At 64.1% G+C, this 14,862-nt stretch carries 14 protein-coding genes; 11 read left to right on the top strand and 3 right to left on the bottom strand.

Translation table 11 applies throughout. From position 1 onward, the window contains the following. The first annotated feature begins 49 nt into the window (after window positions 1-49). Both ppk2 and ADBZ9O_RS29145 read left to right on the top strand, forming a co-directional pair. Entirely contained in the window at window positions 50-919 is an 870-nt protein-coding gene (ppk2, locus tag ADBZ9O_RS29150) for a polyphosphate kinase 2 (protein WP_526526816.1), read from the top strand. Between the two features lie 61 nt (window positions 920-980). Then, entirely contained in the window at window positions 981-1,829 is an 849-nt protein-coding gene (locus ADBZ9O_RS29145; protein ID WP_526526815.1) for a hypothetical protein, read from the top strand. 7 nt (window positions 1,830-1,836) lie between these two features. On the opposite strand, the gene ADBZ9O_RS29140 is transcribed toward ADBZ9O_RS29145, so the two are convergent. Further along, window positions 1,837-3,858, bottom strand: coding sequence for a prolyl oligopeptidase family serine peptidase (locus ADBZ9O_RS29140; RefSeq protein WP_526526813.1), 2,022 nt, complete (start codon window positions 3,856-3,858; stop codon window positions 1,837-1,839). Window positions 3,859-3,935: 77 nt separating this feature from the next. Here ADBZ9O_RS29140 and adh point away from each other — a divergent pair, with 77 nt between their 5' ends. From adh to ADBZ9O_RS29110, 6 genes are all read left to right on the top strand, one after another. Beyond that, window positions 3,936-5,459 (top strand): aldehyde dehydrogenase, encoded by a 1,524-nt coding sequence (gene adh, locus ADBZ9O_RS29135; protein WP_526526812.1) that lies wholly within the window; start codon window positions 3,936-3,938, stop codon window positions 5,457-5,459. A gap of 2 nt (window positions 5,460-5,461) precedes the next feature. Next, window positions 5,462-5,956, top strand: coding sequence for a DUF779 domain-containing protein (locus ADBZ9O_RS29130; protein WP_526533628.1), 495 nt, complete (start codon window positions 5,462-5,464; stop codon window positions 5,954-5,956). A 63-nt stretch (window positions 5,957-6,019) separates the two neighbouring features. After that, window positions 6,020-6,298 (top strand): putative holin, encoded by a 279-nt coding sequence (locus ADBZ9O_RS29125; RefSeq protein ID WP_526526811.1) that lies wholly within the window; start codon window positions 6,020-6,022, stop codon window positions 6,296-6,298. Continuing rightward, complete coding sequence (locus ADBZ9O_RS29120) at window positions 6,291-6,842, top strand: hypothetical protein (RefSeq protein ID WP_526526810.1); 552 nt, start codon at window positions 6,291-6,293, stop codon at window positions 6,840-6,842. Before ADBZ9O_RS29125 ends, ADBZ9O_RS29120 begins: the two co-directional genes overlap by 8 nt. A gap of 91 nt (window positions 6,843-6,933) precedes the next feature. After that, a complete protein-coding gene (lpdA, locus tag ADBZ9O_RS29115; protein WP_526526808.1) occupies window positions 6,934-8,328 on the top strand; it encodes a dihydrolipoyl dehydrogenase in 1,395 nt (464 codons plus the stop codon). Between the two features lies 1 nt (window position 8,329). Continuing rightward, the gene (locus ADBZ9O_RS29110) at window positions 8,330-9,253 is read left to right on the top strand and encodes a hypothetical protein (RefSeq protein ID WP_526526806.1); all 924 of its coding nucleotides are present in this window, start codon (window positions 8,330-8,332) and stop codon (window positions 9,251-9,253) included. 9 nt (window positions 9,254-9,262) lie between these two features. On the opposite strand, the gene ADBZ9O_RS29105 is transcribed toward ADBZ9O_RS29110, so the two are convergent. Together ADBZ9O_RS29105 and ramB are read right to left on the bottom strand one after the other, a co-directional pair. Continuing rightward, on the bottom strand, window positions 9,263-9,805 hold the full coding sequence (locus ADBZ9O_RS29105) for a carboxymuconolactone decarboxylase family protein (protein WP_526533626.1): 543 nt from the start codon (window positions 9,803-9,805) through the stop codon (window positions 9,263-9,265). A gap of 16 nt (window positions 9,806-9,821) precedes the next feature. Further along, window positions 9,822-11,240: an acetate metabolism transcriptional regulator RamB gene (ramB, locus tag ADBZ9O_RS29100; RefSeq protein ID WP_526526804.1), complete on the bottom strand. Its 1,419-nt coding sequence runs from the start codon at window positions 11,238-11,240 to the stop codon at window positions 9,822-9,824. Window positions 11,241-11,411: 171 nt separating this feature from the next. Here ramB and ADBZ9O_RS29095 point away from each other — a divergent pair, with 171 nt between their 5' ends. From ADBZ9O_RS29095 to ADBZ9O_RS29085, 3 genes are all read left to right on the top strand, one after another. Beyond that, window positions 11,412-12,239 (top strand): acyl-[acyl-carrier-protein] thioesterase, encoded by an 828-nt coding sequence (locus ADBZ9O_RS29095; RefSeq protein ID WP_526526803.1) that lies wholly within the window; start codon window positions 11,412-11,414, stop codon window positions 12,237-12,239. Window positions 12,240-12,526: 287 nt separating this feature from the next. After that, the gene (aceA, locus tag ADBZ9O_RS29090) at window positions 12,527-13,813 is read left to right on the top strand and encodes an isocitrate lyase (protein WP_526526801.1); all 1,287 of its coding nucleotides are present in this window, start codon (window positions 12,527-12,529) and stop codon (window positions 13,811-13,813) included. A gap of 137 nt (window positions 13,814-13,950) precedes the next feature. Continuing rightward, window positions 13,951-14,766: a 3-hydroxyacyl-CoA dehydrogenase family protein gene (locus tag ADBZ9O_RS29085; RefSeq protein WP_526533624.1), complete on the top strand. Its 816-nt coding sequence runs from the start codon at window positions 13,951-13,953 to the stop codon at window positions 14,764-14,766. Window positions 14,767-14,862: the final 96 nt, after the last annotated feature.

Below are 14,862 nucleotides of genomic sequence, written 5' to 3'. Positions count from 1 at the left end.
CGTTCGTTCACTTCAGTTTCACCCGGATGTACCCGGCGCTCGCTACCTTGTGCCCGTGCTGCTCGTAGAGGCTAACCAGAAGTACACCGTCCGCGATGACGACGATGACGATCCTGTGCTGCTCCTGCAGCCGGGCAGTCAGGTCATCGACACCTGGCGGGAGAACTACCCCTACGACGAGCGCATGCCTCGCTCGATCTATGAGGAGCAGAAGCGGCTGTTGCAGATCGAGCTGCTCAAACTGCAGAAGTGGAGCCAGACCAACGGGTTGCGGCACGTCATCGTGTTCGAGGGCCGGGACGCTGCGGGTAAGGGCGGCACCATCAAACGGTTCATGGAGCACCTCAATCCGCGTGGGGCGCGCGTCGTCGCGCTGGAGAAGCCCACTGAACGCGAGCGGACCCAGTGGTATTTCCAGCGTTACGTCAACCACCTGCCGGCGGCCGGCGAGATCGTGCTGTTCGACCGGTCCTGGTACAACCGCGCCGGAGTGGAACGGGTGATGTCGTTCTGCACGCCCGATCAGCATGCCGAGTTCATCAGCCAGGCGCCGCTGTTCGAGCAGATGCTGGTCAATGACGGCATCAGCCTGACCAAGCTCTGGTTCTCGGTGACCCAGCACGAGCAGCGCACGCGGTTCACCATCCGCCAGGTCGACCCGGTGCGGCAGTGGAAGCTCTCGCCGACGGATCTGGCTTCGCTGGACAAATGGGATGACTACACCGCTGCCAAGGAAGACATGTTCGCGCAGACGGATACCGACATCGCGCCGTGGACCGTGGTGAAGAGCAATGACAAGAAGCGTGCCCGGATCAACGCCATGCGCTACGTGCTCGGTAAGTTCGACTACGACAACAAAGATCATGATGTGGTCGGCCACGCCGATCCGCTGATCGTGGGACGCGCCCTGTCCGACTGACCTGTCTGGTCCGTCTGCGCGGCCCCGGGCAGACGGGTCACGTCCAGATAGGAGCCAGTCCGTGCGTTTTGTGCTGACTGCGCTGCTGTGGCTGCTGACGACGGTGCTGTTGGCCGTGGCCGTGCCTGCCGCCTGGGCCCAGCAGAATGTGGTCGACGCGGACGGCTATGCGCGGCTCGCACAGGACGCGGCGGCCGATCCGGCGGTGCAGGAGGCAATGGCCGCGGAGTTGACCAGCCAACTGGTCAGACTTTCCAGCACGAGCGGCTACGACACCCGCGCCGATCTGCTCAGCGCGGCGGTCACCGGTTACACCCGCGGCGACTCCTTTCCCGGCCAGTTCGCGACGCTGAACCGGATCGCGCACCGGTGGATGTTCACCGACGCCGTCGCCCAGTCCGACGCCTCGGGACCCTGGGAGGTCGACCTGTCGCCGATGCTGGCCGACAGCTCCTTCCAGCAGACGCTGCAGGATTTCGGGATCAGCGCGCCGTCGACCCTGGAGGTACCGCTGACCGATAACGCACCCGATTCACTACGGCCGGGACAGCTGCAACAGATCGGTCGCTGGGGCCCGTGGGTGAGCGTGGCGGCGACGGTGTGCGCGGGCATCTTCACCCTTCTGACGTTGGCGGCTGCCCGCGCCAGGGGTAAGGCGTTGGCGGCTCTCGGTGTGTCGGCGTTGATGGTCGGTGCGGCCGGCTGGGCCGGCCTGGAGATCGGCCGGCGCTATATCAACAACGCGCTGAACAACACCAGTGGCGATATCCGCCGGCTCGCCGATGCTTTGGTCGGTCATGCCATGGGCAGCCTGCATCAGTATCTGAACCTCACGCTGGCCGCGGGCGCCGGGTTGGTGGTGTTCGGAGTCCTTGTGGCACTGCTGGGTTCGTTGCGGCGCAAGGATTAGTTTTTGATCACTCCGTCCGGTTACCGATGGTGTGGTGCAAGAACGAATAGCTCAACGCCGATTTGAACGCGGTCTGGGCGTTATCGGCCGCGCCGGCGTGGCCGCCTTCGATGTTCTCGTAGTACCGCACCGTGTGCCCGGCGGCCTCCAGTGCCGCGGTCATCTTGCGGGCATGCCCGGGGTGCACGCGGTCATCTCGCGTCGAGGTGGTCATCAACAGCGCCGGGTATTCGGCATCGGCCGAAATGTTCTGGTACGGCGAGTATTCGGCGATGAATTTCCAATCATCGGGATTGTCGGGGTCGCCGTATTCCGCGACCCAGGACGCCCCGGCCAGCAGCAGGTGAAAGCGTTTCATATCCAGCAGCGGGACCTGGCAGACCAGCGCTCCGAACAGTTCGGGGTACTTCGTCAGCATGATCCCCATCAGCAGCCCGCCGTTGCTGCCGCCCTGGGCGGCCAGCTGGTCCACCGTGGTCACCCCGCGGTCGACCAGATCCTTTGCCACCGCGGCGAAGTCCTCGGCCACCTTGTGCCTGCCCTCACGCATCGCCTGGGTGTGCCACGACGGACCGTACTCGCCACCGCCACGGATATTGGCCAGCACGTAGGTGCCGCCCCTGGTCAGCCACAGCCGACCCAGTACGCCGCCATAGGCCGGTGTCGAGGAATTTTCGAAGCCGCCGTACCCACCGAGTAGCGTCGGTCCCGGCCCGGCCTTATCGCGTTGCCCCACAACGAAATAAGGGATCATCGTGCCGTCCAGTGAGGCGACGAAATGCTGGGACACCTCGATATCGGCGGCGTCGAAAAACGAGGGCGCGGACTTGATCTCGGTCAGCTCGCCGCCGGCGACACCGTGCAGGAGCCGCGACGGGCTGTCGAAACCGCTGGAATCCACGAAGATCTCGTCACCGAGGTCGTCGGTCGCGACGATCACGGTATTGGTGTTCGCCGGTATCCCCGGCACGGGTTCGCGGTCCCATGAACCCGGTGTGACGACGTCGACCTGACTGGCCACATCGTGCAACGTCAGCAGAATCAGTCGGTCGCGGGTCCAGGCATAACTTTCCAACGACGTGTGCGCATCGGGAGTGAACACCTCGGTGAGAGTTGCGGTGCCGGCGAGGAAGTCGTCGTAGTTCGCGGCCAGCAAGGCGCCGACCGGGTAGCTGGTGGCCCCGACGGACCATTCGCTCTTCGGCCTGATCAGGATCCACTCGCGGTGAATCGAGATACCCGCATCGGTGGGTGCGTCGATGCGGATGAGCTCACCGGCACGCAGTTCGTACAGTTCATGGTTGAAGAAATCCGTGGCGCGCACCAGCGTGATGCGTTCGAAGCCCGGTGTGCGGTCCACCCCGGCGCCGACGCTGACATCGGTGTTGGCGCCGGTGAATACGGTTTCGGCCGCCTCCAGCGGCTGACCGCGGCGCCAGCGCTTGACCACCCGCGGGTAGCCCGAGTCGGTCAGCGAGCCGGGCCCGAAGTCGGTGCCCACCAGCACGGTATCTTCGTCTTCCCAGGTGACATCGCTCTTGGCTTCCGGCAGTTCGAAGCCGTCTGACACGAATTCCCTTGTCTGCATGTCGAACTCGCGAACAATCGCGGCATCCGAACCGCCACGGGACAGGCTGATCAGGGCGCGGGTGAGCTCGGGTTCGATCACATCTGCGCCCGCCCAGACCCAGTTCGTATCGTCGGCGGCGGCAAGGGCATCGACGTCGATGACCACGTCCCACTGCGGCTCATCGGTCCGGTAGGACTCCAGCGTGGTCCGCCGCCACAGTCCGCGCGGATTGCTGGCATCGCGCCAAAAGTTGTACAGGTGCTCGCCGCGACGGCGCACATACGGAATCCGACTATCGGTGTCGAGGACCTCCAGCGCCTCGGCGCGCATCTGTTCGAACTGGTCGTCGCACAACTCCGCCAGCGTCGGTTCGTTATGTGCGCGCACCCACCCCAGTGCGGCATCGCCGGTGACATCTTCGAGCCAGAGATAGGGGTCATCACGCAGTTGATCGGGCATGTCCACCATTGTGTCCGCGGGCGTAGTGTGATCTGTGTTACACCGTCATATCCGGTGTCGAGGGGCAGGAGTGATTCATGACCGTTTATGCGCGTCCAGGGTCCGCGGAAGCGTTGATGTCCTACGAATCGAGATACGCCAACTACATCGGCGGCCAATGGGTAGCGCCCACCGCAGGCAAGTATTTCGAGAACCCGACACCGGTCACCGGTCAGGTGTTCTGCGAGGTGCCGCGCTCAGATGAGTCCGATGTGGACAAGGCGCTCGACGCCGCCCATGCCGCCGCCCCGGCCTGGGGCAAGACCGCACCTGCCGAGCGAGCGTTGATCCTCAATAAAATCGCGGACCGCATGGAGGCCAATCTCGAAGCGCTGGCCCTGGCCGAAGCGTGGGATAACGGCAAACCGATCCGCGAGACGCTCAACGCCGATATCCCCTTGGCCATCGATCATTTCCGTTATTTCGCCGGAGCGTTGCGGGCCCAGGAAGGCTCGCTGAGCCAGATCGACGAGGACACCGTCGCCTATCACTTCCACGAGCCACTCGGTGTGGTCGGGCAGATCATCCCGTGGAACTTCCCCATTCTGATGGCGGTGTGGAAGCTGGCGCCCGCACTGGCCGCCGGGAACGCCGTCGTCCTCAAACCGGCCGAGCAGACTCCCGTCTCGATCCTGTACCTGATGTCGCTCATCGGTGATCTGCTGCCCGGCGGTGTCGTCAACGTGGTCAACGGATTCGGCTTCGAGGCAGGCAAACCGCTGGCGTCGAGCAACCGGATCGCGAAGATCGCCTTCACCGGTGAGACCACCACCGGCCGGCTGATCATGCAGTACGCCAGCCAGAACCTGATCCCGGTCACCTTGGAGCTGGGCGGCAAGAGCCCCAACATCTTCTTCAACGATGTGATGAGCGAGGTGGACGATTTCCAGGACAAGGCGCTGGAAGGTTTCACGATGTTCGCCCTCAACCAGGGTGAGGTCTGCACCTGCCCGTCGCGCAGCTTGATCCAGGCCGATATCTACGACGAGTTCCTCACCCAGGCCGCGATCCGCACCAAAGCGGTTCGCCAAGGCGACCCGCTCGACACCGAGACCATGGTTGGCTCGCAGGCCTCCAACGACCAGCTGGAAAAGATCCTGTCCTATATCGAGATCGGCAAAGACGAGGGCGCCCGCGTCGTCACCGGTGGGGAGCGGGCCGAGCTGGGCGGCGATCTCTCCGGCGGGTTCTACGTGCAGCCGACGATCTTCGAGGGCCACAACAAGATGCGGATCTTCCAGGAGGAGATCTTCGGACCGGTCGTCGCGGTCACGTCGTTCAGCGATTACGACGACGCGATGGCGCAGGCCAACGACACCCTCTACGGATTGGGCGCAGGCGTCTGGAGCCGTGACGGCAACACCGCCTACCGGGCGGGCCGCGATATCAAGGCCGGCCGGGTCTGGACCAACTGCTATCACGTGTATCCCGCGCATGCGGCGTTCGGTGGTTACAAGCAGTCCGGAATTGGCCGCGAGAACCACAAGATGATGCTGGATCATTACCAGCAGACCAAGAACTTGATGGTGTCCTACAGCGATAAGGCGCAGGGATTCTTCTGACGATCACCGAGATACCACCACGCGCCCTGATCACGCAGGCCGCCGCCGATCTGTTGGCGACCCTGCAGCAGCGCCACGGCGCCGTGATGTTCCACCAGTCCGGCGGCTGTTGTGACGGCTCGTCGCCGATGTGCTATCCCGACGGTGATTTCCTCGTCGGCGATCGCGACATCCTGCTCGGACTGCTGGACGTGACAGGACAGAGGCAGCCCGACGGTGTGCCGGTGTGGATCTCCGGCCCACAGTTCGAGGCGTGGAAACACACCCAGCTCGTCATCGACGTGGTGCCCGGCCGCGGTGGTGGATTCAGCCTGGAAGCGCCGGAGGGTAAGCGCTTCCTGTCTCGGGGCCGCGCGTACACCGACGCCGAGAATGAGCAGCTCACAGGGGTTCCGCCGGTGACCGGGGCGCAGTATGTCGAGGGCGTTCGGCCGGCGGCTCCGCGCGCTGGGGTGGTGGCCGAGGCCGCCGATGTATGCCCGGTACCGATCAGATAACGACCTAGCGTCACACCGCTTTGGGTGGGGTGACGGGCGCGGTTCGCCCGTACCGTCGGCGGTGTGATTCCCCTACCGAGGGCGTGGTGGCTGACCAGTTCGATGCTGGTGGGCGCTGCCGTCGGCGTCGTGGCAGCTGTGGTCAGCACGCTGTTGATCCAAGCGTCGATCCGCCCGGATATGGTCATCGCGCTGGTGCTCGGCGTGCCCAGCGTTCTAGGTCTATTGCTGGTCGCGATCGCCGGTCAGCGCTGGGTCACCGCGCTCGGTGCGTTCCTGATGGCGTTTGCGCCGGGCTGGTTCGCGGTGCTGGTCCTGATCGAGGTGGTGCACGGTGCCTGAGCGTCTTGACACCGAGTCGATGCCCTTGACCGAAGCGCACTGGCCGCCGATCTTCGATACCGGACCGCATCCGCAGCCGTTGACCACCGCAGAGCCCGAACGTGACCCGGAGCCGCCGCAGGATCCGGACTACAACCCCTGGCGCTTTGACTCATCGGCGGACCCGGTCAGCTGGTCCGAGGAGTTCACGAGCGCGCCGGAACCGCAGCTCATCGCTGCGCATCCCGTCGCGGTACCCGGTCAGTACCAGTATGTGAAGCGCTGGAAGTTCGGCCTGGTGCTGCTCGGCGTGTGGATCCTGGCGGCCGCTGCGGGAGTCGGGTTCTACTACTGGTGGTACCAGGCGCTCGACAAAACGTGGCCCGATTTCGCTGTGCTGACCTACGTGCTGGTCTGCGCGGTGGCCGCGCTGCTGGTCTCGATGGTGCCGGACCGGCCGATGTTGTCGGCCACCTCGATCGCGGTGATGTCGGCGCCGTTTGCGTCCGGGGTGGCAGCGGCTGCGCTGTACGGCATGTACGTGTTCGGTTGGGTCACGCCTTAAACGCAGCGGAACTGCGATCGCAACGGAACTGCCAACCGTTCTCTAGGTAGCAGTCCTCGTTCGTTGCGTTGCACCATTAGGGTAGGTAGTCGTGACTCACTATGACGTCGTCGTTCTCGGAGCAGGTCCCGGTGGATATGTCGCAGCCATTCGCGCTGCCCAACTCGGTCTGAATGTCGCCATCATCGAGCCGAAATACTGGGGCGGCGTCTGCCTCAACGTCGGCTGTATTCCGTCGAAAGCGCTGCTACGCAACGCGGAACTCGCGCACATCTTCACCAAGGAAGCCAAGGTCTTCGGGATCAGCGGCGAAGCGACCTTTGACTACGGCGTGGCGTTCGATCGCAGCCGCAAGGTCGCCGACGGGCGCGTCGCCGGCGTGCATTTCCTGATGAAGAAGAACAAGATCACCGAGATCGCGGGGTACGGCACGTTCACCGATGCCAGCACCATCTCGGTCAAGCTGACCGACGGCGGGTCTGAGACGGTGACGTTCGACAACGCCATCATCGCCACCGGCAGCAGCACCCGGTTGGTGCCGGGCACGTCGCTGTCAGAGAACGTGGTCACCTACGAAGAGCTGATCATGACCCGGGAGCTGCCGGGCTCGCTGATCATCGCCGGTGCAGGCGCGATCGGCATGGAATTCGCCTACGTGATGAAGAACTACGGCGTCGACGTCACCATCGTCGAATTCCTGCCGCGGGCGCTGCCCAACGAGGACGCCGAGGTCTCCAAGGAGATCGAGAAGCAGTACAAGAAGCTCGGCGTCAAGATCCTCACCGGGACCAAGGTGGAGTCGATCAAAGATGACGGTTCCGAGGTGACGGTCACCGTGAGCAAGGACGGCAAGTCCGAGGAGCTCAAGGCCGATAAGGTGTTGCAGGCCATCGGTTTCGCCCCCAACATCGACGGCTTCGGACTGGACGCCACCGGGGTGCAGGTCACCGAGCGCAAAGCCATCGGCATCGACGACTACATGCGCACCAACGTGCCGCATATCTATGCCATCGGCGACGTCACCGCCAAGCTCCAACTCGCGCACGTGGCCGAGGCCCAGGGCGTCGTCGCGGCCGAAACCATCGCCGGTGCCGAGACGTTGGCGCTCGGCGACTACCGGATGCTGCCCCGGGCGACGTTCTGTCAGCCGCAGGTGGCCAGCTTCGGGCTGACCGAGCAGCAGGCCAAGGACGAGGGCTACGACGTCGTCGTCGCGAAGTTCCCGTTCACCGCCAATGGCAAGGCCCACGGCGTCGGTGACCCGAGTGGTTTCGTCAAGCTGATCGCCGATGCCAAATACGGTGAATTGATCGGCGGCCACCTGATCGGCCACGACGTCTCCGAACTGCTGCCCGAGCTGACCTTGGCCCAGAAGTGGGATCTGACCGCGACGGAGCTGGCCCGCAACGTGCACACCCACCCGACCATGTCGGAGGCCCTGCAGGAATGCTTCCACGGCCTGACCGGCCACATGATCAACTTCTGACGTGCGCTGGGCAATTTTTGTTGCAACGGCGATTCTCGGTCTCACGCTGATCGCGCCGGCCGCACCGGCTGCGGCCGCACCGACGGGCGCACCGGACCTCAGCGGATTTCAGTCGACCCCGGTCGATCCGTTCGTGGACGGCGCCGCCGGCGGTGGCGAGGTCTACTTCCAGACACCCGACGGACTGCTCTGCGCTATCCGCCCGGTCACCGGGGTCGCCGGGTGCGACGGCAAGTTGCCCGGTACACCGGCCGGCGTCAACGAGATCGTGCTGGCCGGCGACGTCGGGCAGCGCGGATTGCGCGCGACGGCCAATTCGCTGTTCGTCAAACCGTCCGGTGCCGCGGCGCCGGTGCTGCCGGTGGGCCACAAGATCACCTTCGCCGACTTCGAGTGCGCCGTTGCTGACGGGCCAATGACCATGTGCACCAAGGGCGATGCGGCGCAGTGGATGGTGATCTCGGCCGATCACACCGGTATCGGTCCCGCGACGGACGGCCTACCGGCCGACTTCCCCGACCCGAACGATTTCGTCACCGGCGACGACAGCTACCTGGTCGGTATCGGTCCGAAGAACATGTTCCCGGTCTTCACCGCCGATGGCGGGCTGACCTGCAGCATGGTCATCTACAGCGGTGGCGAGATCGGTTGTGACGGCCAGCTTCCCGGCTCCCGCAACGGCGAGAACGAAGTCTTCGTCCAGTTGCCGGGAGCGGTTGGTATGCGCCGCACCGATGTGCCGAAGTTCAGCACGCCCGCCTATCCCGGTCACATCCGCCAACTGCCCGTTGGATATCGCATCAACGGGCCGGGCAGCATCTGCATGGCGATCGAGGGCGGGGTGGCCTGCTACGGCACCCTCGCCGGTAAGACGCAGGGGTTCAAAGTGTCACCGAGTGGCACCACCACGTTCGGTGGCAGCTAGCATCTGAGTCTAGCCTGGGAAATCCATTGGCAGCTTGAGGGTGTTCATCGTCGCGGCCAGGGTGTCGTATTGGCCTGCCAGTAAACAGAATTCGATCAGCTGCTGGGTGTTGAGATAACCCGCCAATGCAGTCCAGGTCGCCGCGGTGACGGCGCGGCCGAGCACGAATTCGTCGGTGGCGGTCAGCAGGACTCGGTCGCGTTCGGTCAGGCCGTCAGCGTCGGGCCCGTGGAAGATCCGCTGTTGTTGTGCGGCATCCACGCCGCGACTGCGCGCCAGTCGCCGATGCTGCTGCAGTTCGTATTCGCACTCGCGCAGATGCCCGACGCGCAGGATGACCAACTCGGCGTCCTTGCGCGACAGTCGACCCCAGTAGAGCAGCACGCCGGAGAACGGTAGCCATGCCCAGAACAGAGCTTTGTGCGCGGCCAACGCATTGAACAGGTGGAACTCCGGGGCCCGGATTCCTCTGGCGCCGAGGCGGCAGATCACCCAGTTGATGACGCCGACGTCGCGCAGACTGCTGCTGGCGGGGATTCGCGCGGGTTCCATTGTCACTGCGGCACACTCATTCCTTCACCAGGTAGGGCGAAACGGTACTGCGATGCTCATCGAGGTCCAGTGCCCGGCCGAAAGCGGGGAACGCGCGCTGCGGGCAGTTGTCGCGCTCGCAGACCCGGCAGCCCGCGCCGATCGGGGTGGCGTTATCACCGGATAGGTCAAGGCCTTCGGAGTACACCAGGCGATGCGCATGACGCAGTTCGCAACCCAGACCGATCGCGAATGTCTTGCCCGGCTGACCGTATCGGGATGCCCGGCGCTCCACGGTGCGCGCCACCCACATGTAATGCCGGCCGTCGGGCATCTGGGCGATCTGTACCCCGATCTTGCCCGGGTTGGCGAAGGTCTCGTAGACATTCCACAGCGGGCAGGTGCCGCCGGCGGAGGAGAAGTGAAACCCCGTGGCGGACTGGCGTTTCGACATGTTTCCGGCACGATCCACCCGGACGAACGAGAAGGGGACACCCCGCATCGACGGCCGCTGCAAGGTAGAGAGCCGGTGCGCGACCGTCTCGTAGCTCACCGAGTAGTACGCCGAAAGCCGTTCGACGTCGTAGTGGAACTTCTCGCTCACGTCGTGGAACTGGCCGTACGGCAGTACCGCGGCGGCCGCGAAGTAGTTGGCCAGTCCGAGGCGCGCCAGTGTGCGGGACTCGTCGCTGGTGAACTTGCCCTCGGTCACCAACGAATCGATGAGACCGCCGAACTCCAGGTAGGCCAGCTCGGCGGCCAGCTTGAAGACCTGCTGTCCGCCGGAAAGGTGGCTGCTGATCTCCAGGGTTTTCGTCGCCGGGTCATACCGGTGCAGCACGTTCTGCCCGATATCGATCCGGCGGACGATCCGCACGCCGTGCACCTGGGTGAGCCGCTGCGCGAGATCGCCGGCCAATTCGCCACGGTGCATGCGCATCCGGACCGTCAGATCTTCGGCGGCGGCGTCGAGCTCGTGCAGATAGTTCTGCCGTTGGTAGAAGTAGTCGCGCACTTCCTCGTGCGGCATCGTGATCGAGCCCGTACCGCTACCGCTGCCGTTGTGGAACCGGTCCTCGGTTGCCGCGGCCAACTGCGCGGAGGTGATCCGGTACCGCCGATGCAGGCTGACCATGGCTTTGGCCAGGGTGGGGTGTGCGGCCACGACATCGGCGATCTCGGAGATATCGACTTCGACGTCGAGATCCCGATCGAGGGTGACCTCACGGAGTTCGGCGACCAGTCTGGTGTCGTCCTGAGAGGCGAAGAAGGTAGCGTCCACGCCGAACACCTGGGTGATCCGCAACAGCACCGAGACGGTCAGTGGGCGGACATCGTGTTCAATCTGGTTGAGGTAGCTCGGCGAGATCTCCAGCATCTGCGCCAATGCGGCCTGACTGAATCCGCGTTCGCTGCGGAGTTGACGTACCCGCGAACCTACGTAGGTTTTGGACACGATGATCAGGGTACCCGCGTGCTAACTGTGTCTTCGCATTCTTGGCAGCGCAGCCCGGCTGGCACGAACGTTGGCAATATCCCCGAGGCGTTTGGCATGATCGCGCTGGGAACGTGGGCGCGTTTGTCATGCCAAGCGACACACCCGAAGCATCCCGAAGAAGGGCTTTCGATGAGCAGCGACAACACCAAAGCGTCCACCCCTACGGGCCTTGGCAAGGTGCTGATGCCGGTACCGGACCCGCATCCCGATGTCTTCGACCGCCAGTGGCCACTGCGGGTGGGGGATATCGACCGAGTCGGCCGGCTTCGGTTCGACGCGGCCTGCCGCCACATCCAGGACATCGGCTCAGACCACCTACGTGAGCTGGGCTTCGAAGAGAGCCACCCGTTGTGGATCGTGCGCCGGACCATGGTGGATCTGATCCGTCCGATCGAGTTTCAGGACATGCTGCGGATGCGCCGTTGGTGCTCGGGCACCTCGAACCGGTGGTGCGAGATGCGCGTCCGCATCGATGGACGCAAGGGCGGGCTGATGGAATCCGAGGCGTTCTGGATCAATATCAACCGCGAGACCCAAGGTCCGGCGCGGATCTCTGACGACTTTTTGGAAGGCCTGCAGCGCACGACCGAAGTAGACCGACTGCGGTGGAAGGCCTATCTAGCGGCGGGCAGTCGCGACGACGCGCAGGAAGTGCGCGAATACCCGGTGCGCGTGTCCGATATCGATCTCTTCGACCATATGAACAATTCGGTGTATTGGACGGTCATCGAGGACTACCTGTTCTCACACCCGGAACTGCTCACGGGCCCATTCCGCGTCACGCTCGAACACGATGCCCCGGTGGCGCTGGGGGACAAGCTGGAAATCCTCTCCCATGTGCATCCGGCTGGTTCGACCGACAAGTTCGGTGCGGACCTGACCGATCGCGTTGTTACGACGCTCACATATGCGGTCGGCGGAGAGACCAAAGCCATCGCGTCGCTGTTCGCGCTCTAACAGTACAAGTGTCCCGTATTTCTGCGGGCTGACCTGCGCCGATGATGTTACCGGCCGGTAGCTACTGAACCGGTTAAGTCGTCAGTGGCCTTCGCAACATTTGCAAGTTTGGCGAATCCCGTTGCGAAAATTGGCAATCGAAACGACTGGACCTGCGTATATACGCGGTGGCACTGTGTAGATAGCACACCCGTGAAGTCGCTTCGACGTTAACAACCCGGTGATCCCGGCAGCGCTCCAGCGACTTGAACAAGTACACAGCCAAGAACGCAAGGAGTACGGCCCGCATGTCGACCGTTGGCACCCCCAAATCCCCCGAACAGATCCAGCACGACTGGAACACCAACCCCCGCTGGAAAGGTATCGAGCGCACCTACTCCGCCGAAGACGTCGTCGCCCTGCAGGGACACGTCGTCGAGGAGTCCACGCTCGCCCGCCGCGGCGCCGAGGTGCTCTGGGAGCAGCTGCACGATATGGAGTACGTCAACTCCCTGGGTGCGCTGACCGGTAACCAGGCCGTGCAGCAGGTCCGCGCCGGCCTCAAGGCCATCTACCTGTCCGGCTGGCAGGTCGCCGGTGATGCGAACCTGTCCGGTCACACCTACCCCGACCAGAGCCTGTACCCGGCCAACTCGGTGCCGCAGGTCATCCGTCGCATCAACAACGCGCTGCTGCGCGCCGACCAGATCGCCAAGGTCGAAGGCGACCGCTCGGTGGAGAACTGGCTGGCCCCGATCGTCGCCGACGGTGAAGCCGGTTTCGGTGGCGCGCTCAACGTCTACGAACTGCAGAAGGCCATGATCGCCGCCGGTGTCGCCGGTTCGCACTGGGAGGACCAGCTGGCCTCGGAGAAGAAGTGCGGCCACCTCGGTGGCAAGGTGCTGATCCCCACCCAGCAGCACATCCGCACCCTGACCTCGGCCCGCCTGGCGGCCGACGTCGCGGACGTTCCGACGGTCGTCATCGCCCGCACCGACGCCGAGGCAGCCACGCTGATCACCTCCGACGTCGACGAGCGTGACCAGCCGTTCATCACCGGTGAGCGCACCAAGGAAGGCTTCTACTTCGTCAAGAACGGCCTCGAGCCCTGCATCGCCCGCGCCAAGTCCTACGCGCCGTACTCCGATCTGATCTGGATGGAGACCGGTACCCCGGACCTGGAGCTGGCCCGCAAGTTCGCCGAGGGCGTCAAGAGCGAGTTCCCCGACCAGATGCTGGCCTACAACTGCAGCCCGTCGTTCAACTGGAAGCAGCACCTGGACGACGCGACCATCGCGAAGTTCCAAAACGAGCTCGGCGCGATGGGCTTCAAGTTCCAGTTCATCACCCTGGCGGGCTTCCACGCCCTGAACTACTCGATGTTCGATCTGGCCCACGGCTACGCCCGCAACCAGATGAGCGCCTATGTCGAGCTGCAGGAGCGCGAGTTCGCCGCCGAGGAGCGTGGCTACACCGCGACCAAGCACCAGCGTGAGGTCGGCGCCGGCTACTTCGACCGGATCGCCACCACCGTGGATCCCACCTCCTCGACCACCGCGCTCGCGGGTTCGACCGAAGAGGGCCAGTTCCACTAAGTCACCAATCTGCGCGAGCAGACGTAGAAGTCCCTCACACCTCGGCGTGTCGGGGGACTTTTGCGTCTGCTCGCGAATGGAGTACAACCTTGAGCGTGAACAATATTGAGCGGGTAGGCGTCGTCGGAGCCGGTCAGATGGGTGCGGGCATCGCCGAGGTGTCCTTGCGCGCCGGCGTCGACGTGATCATCTTCGAACCCACAGAGGCGCTGGCGTCGGCGGGCCGCGACCGCATCACCGCATCGTTGGAGCGCGGGGTCAGCAGGGGCAAGCTGAGCGAAGCCGATCGCGATACCGCGCTGTCGAAACTGACCTCTACCTCGACGTTGTCGGACCTGTCCGACCGGCAATTGGTGATCGAGGCGATCCTGGAGGACGAAGTCGTCAAGGCCAAGGTCTTCGCTCAACTCGACGAGGTCATCACCGATCCCGACGCGGTCCTGGCCTCGAACACCTCCAGTATCCCGATCATGAAGATCGCCGCGGCGACCAAGAATCCGGGTCGCGTGTTGGGGCTGCACTTCTTCAACCCCGTGCCAGTTCTGCCGCTGGTCGAGCTGATCAGCACGCTCGTCACCAGTGATGCCGCGCTGGCCCGGGTCGAGACCTTCGCGGCAGACACCCTCGGTAAAAAGGTCGTGCGCTGCGGAGACCGCTCGGGGTTCATCGTGAATGCGCTGCTCGTTCCGTATCTGCTGTCGGCTATTCGGATGGCCGAGGCCGGTGTGGCAACGGTGGACGATATCGATACCGCTGTGGTCGCCGGACTGTCGCACCCGATGGGTCCGCTACGCCTCTCGGACCTGATCGGTCTGGACACGATGAAACTGATTGCGGATTCGATGTACGACGAGTACAAGGACGCGAACTTTGCTCCGCCGCCGTTACTTCTGCGGATGGTCGAGGCAGGGCAGCTCGGCAAGAAGTCGGGCAAGGGTTTCTACACGTACTGACCGCGATTCACAGCTGTTTGCGGTGGTAATTACTCGATTGAGTAGTTAGACTTCGTACCGGTAAGACCTGCGGTCTAGGTCGGGGACCAGTGGCCG

Origin of the sequence: Mycobacterium sp., assembly GCF_965229105.1 — a bacterium.
Taxonomy (GTDB): domain Bacteria; phylum Actinomycetota; class Actinomycetes; order Mycobacteriales; family Mycobacteriaceae; genus Mycobacterium.
The sequence above is the reverse complement of the archived record's forward strand: the minus strand, read 5'-3'. Positions and strand labels throughout refer to the sequence as shown.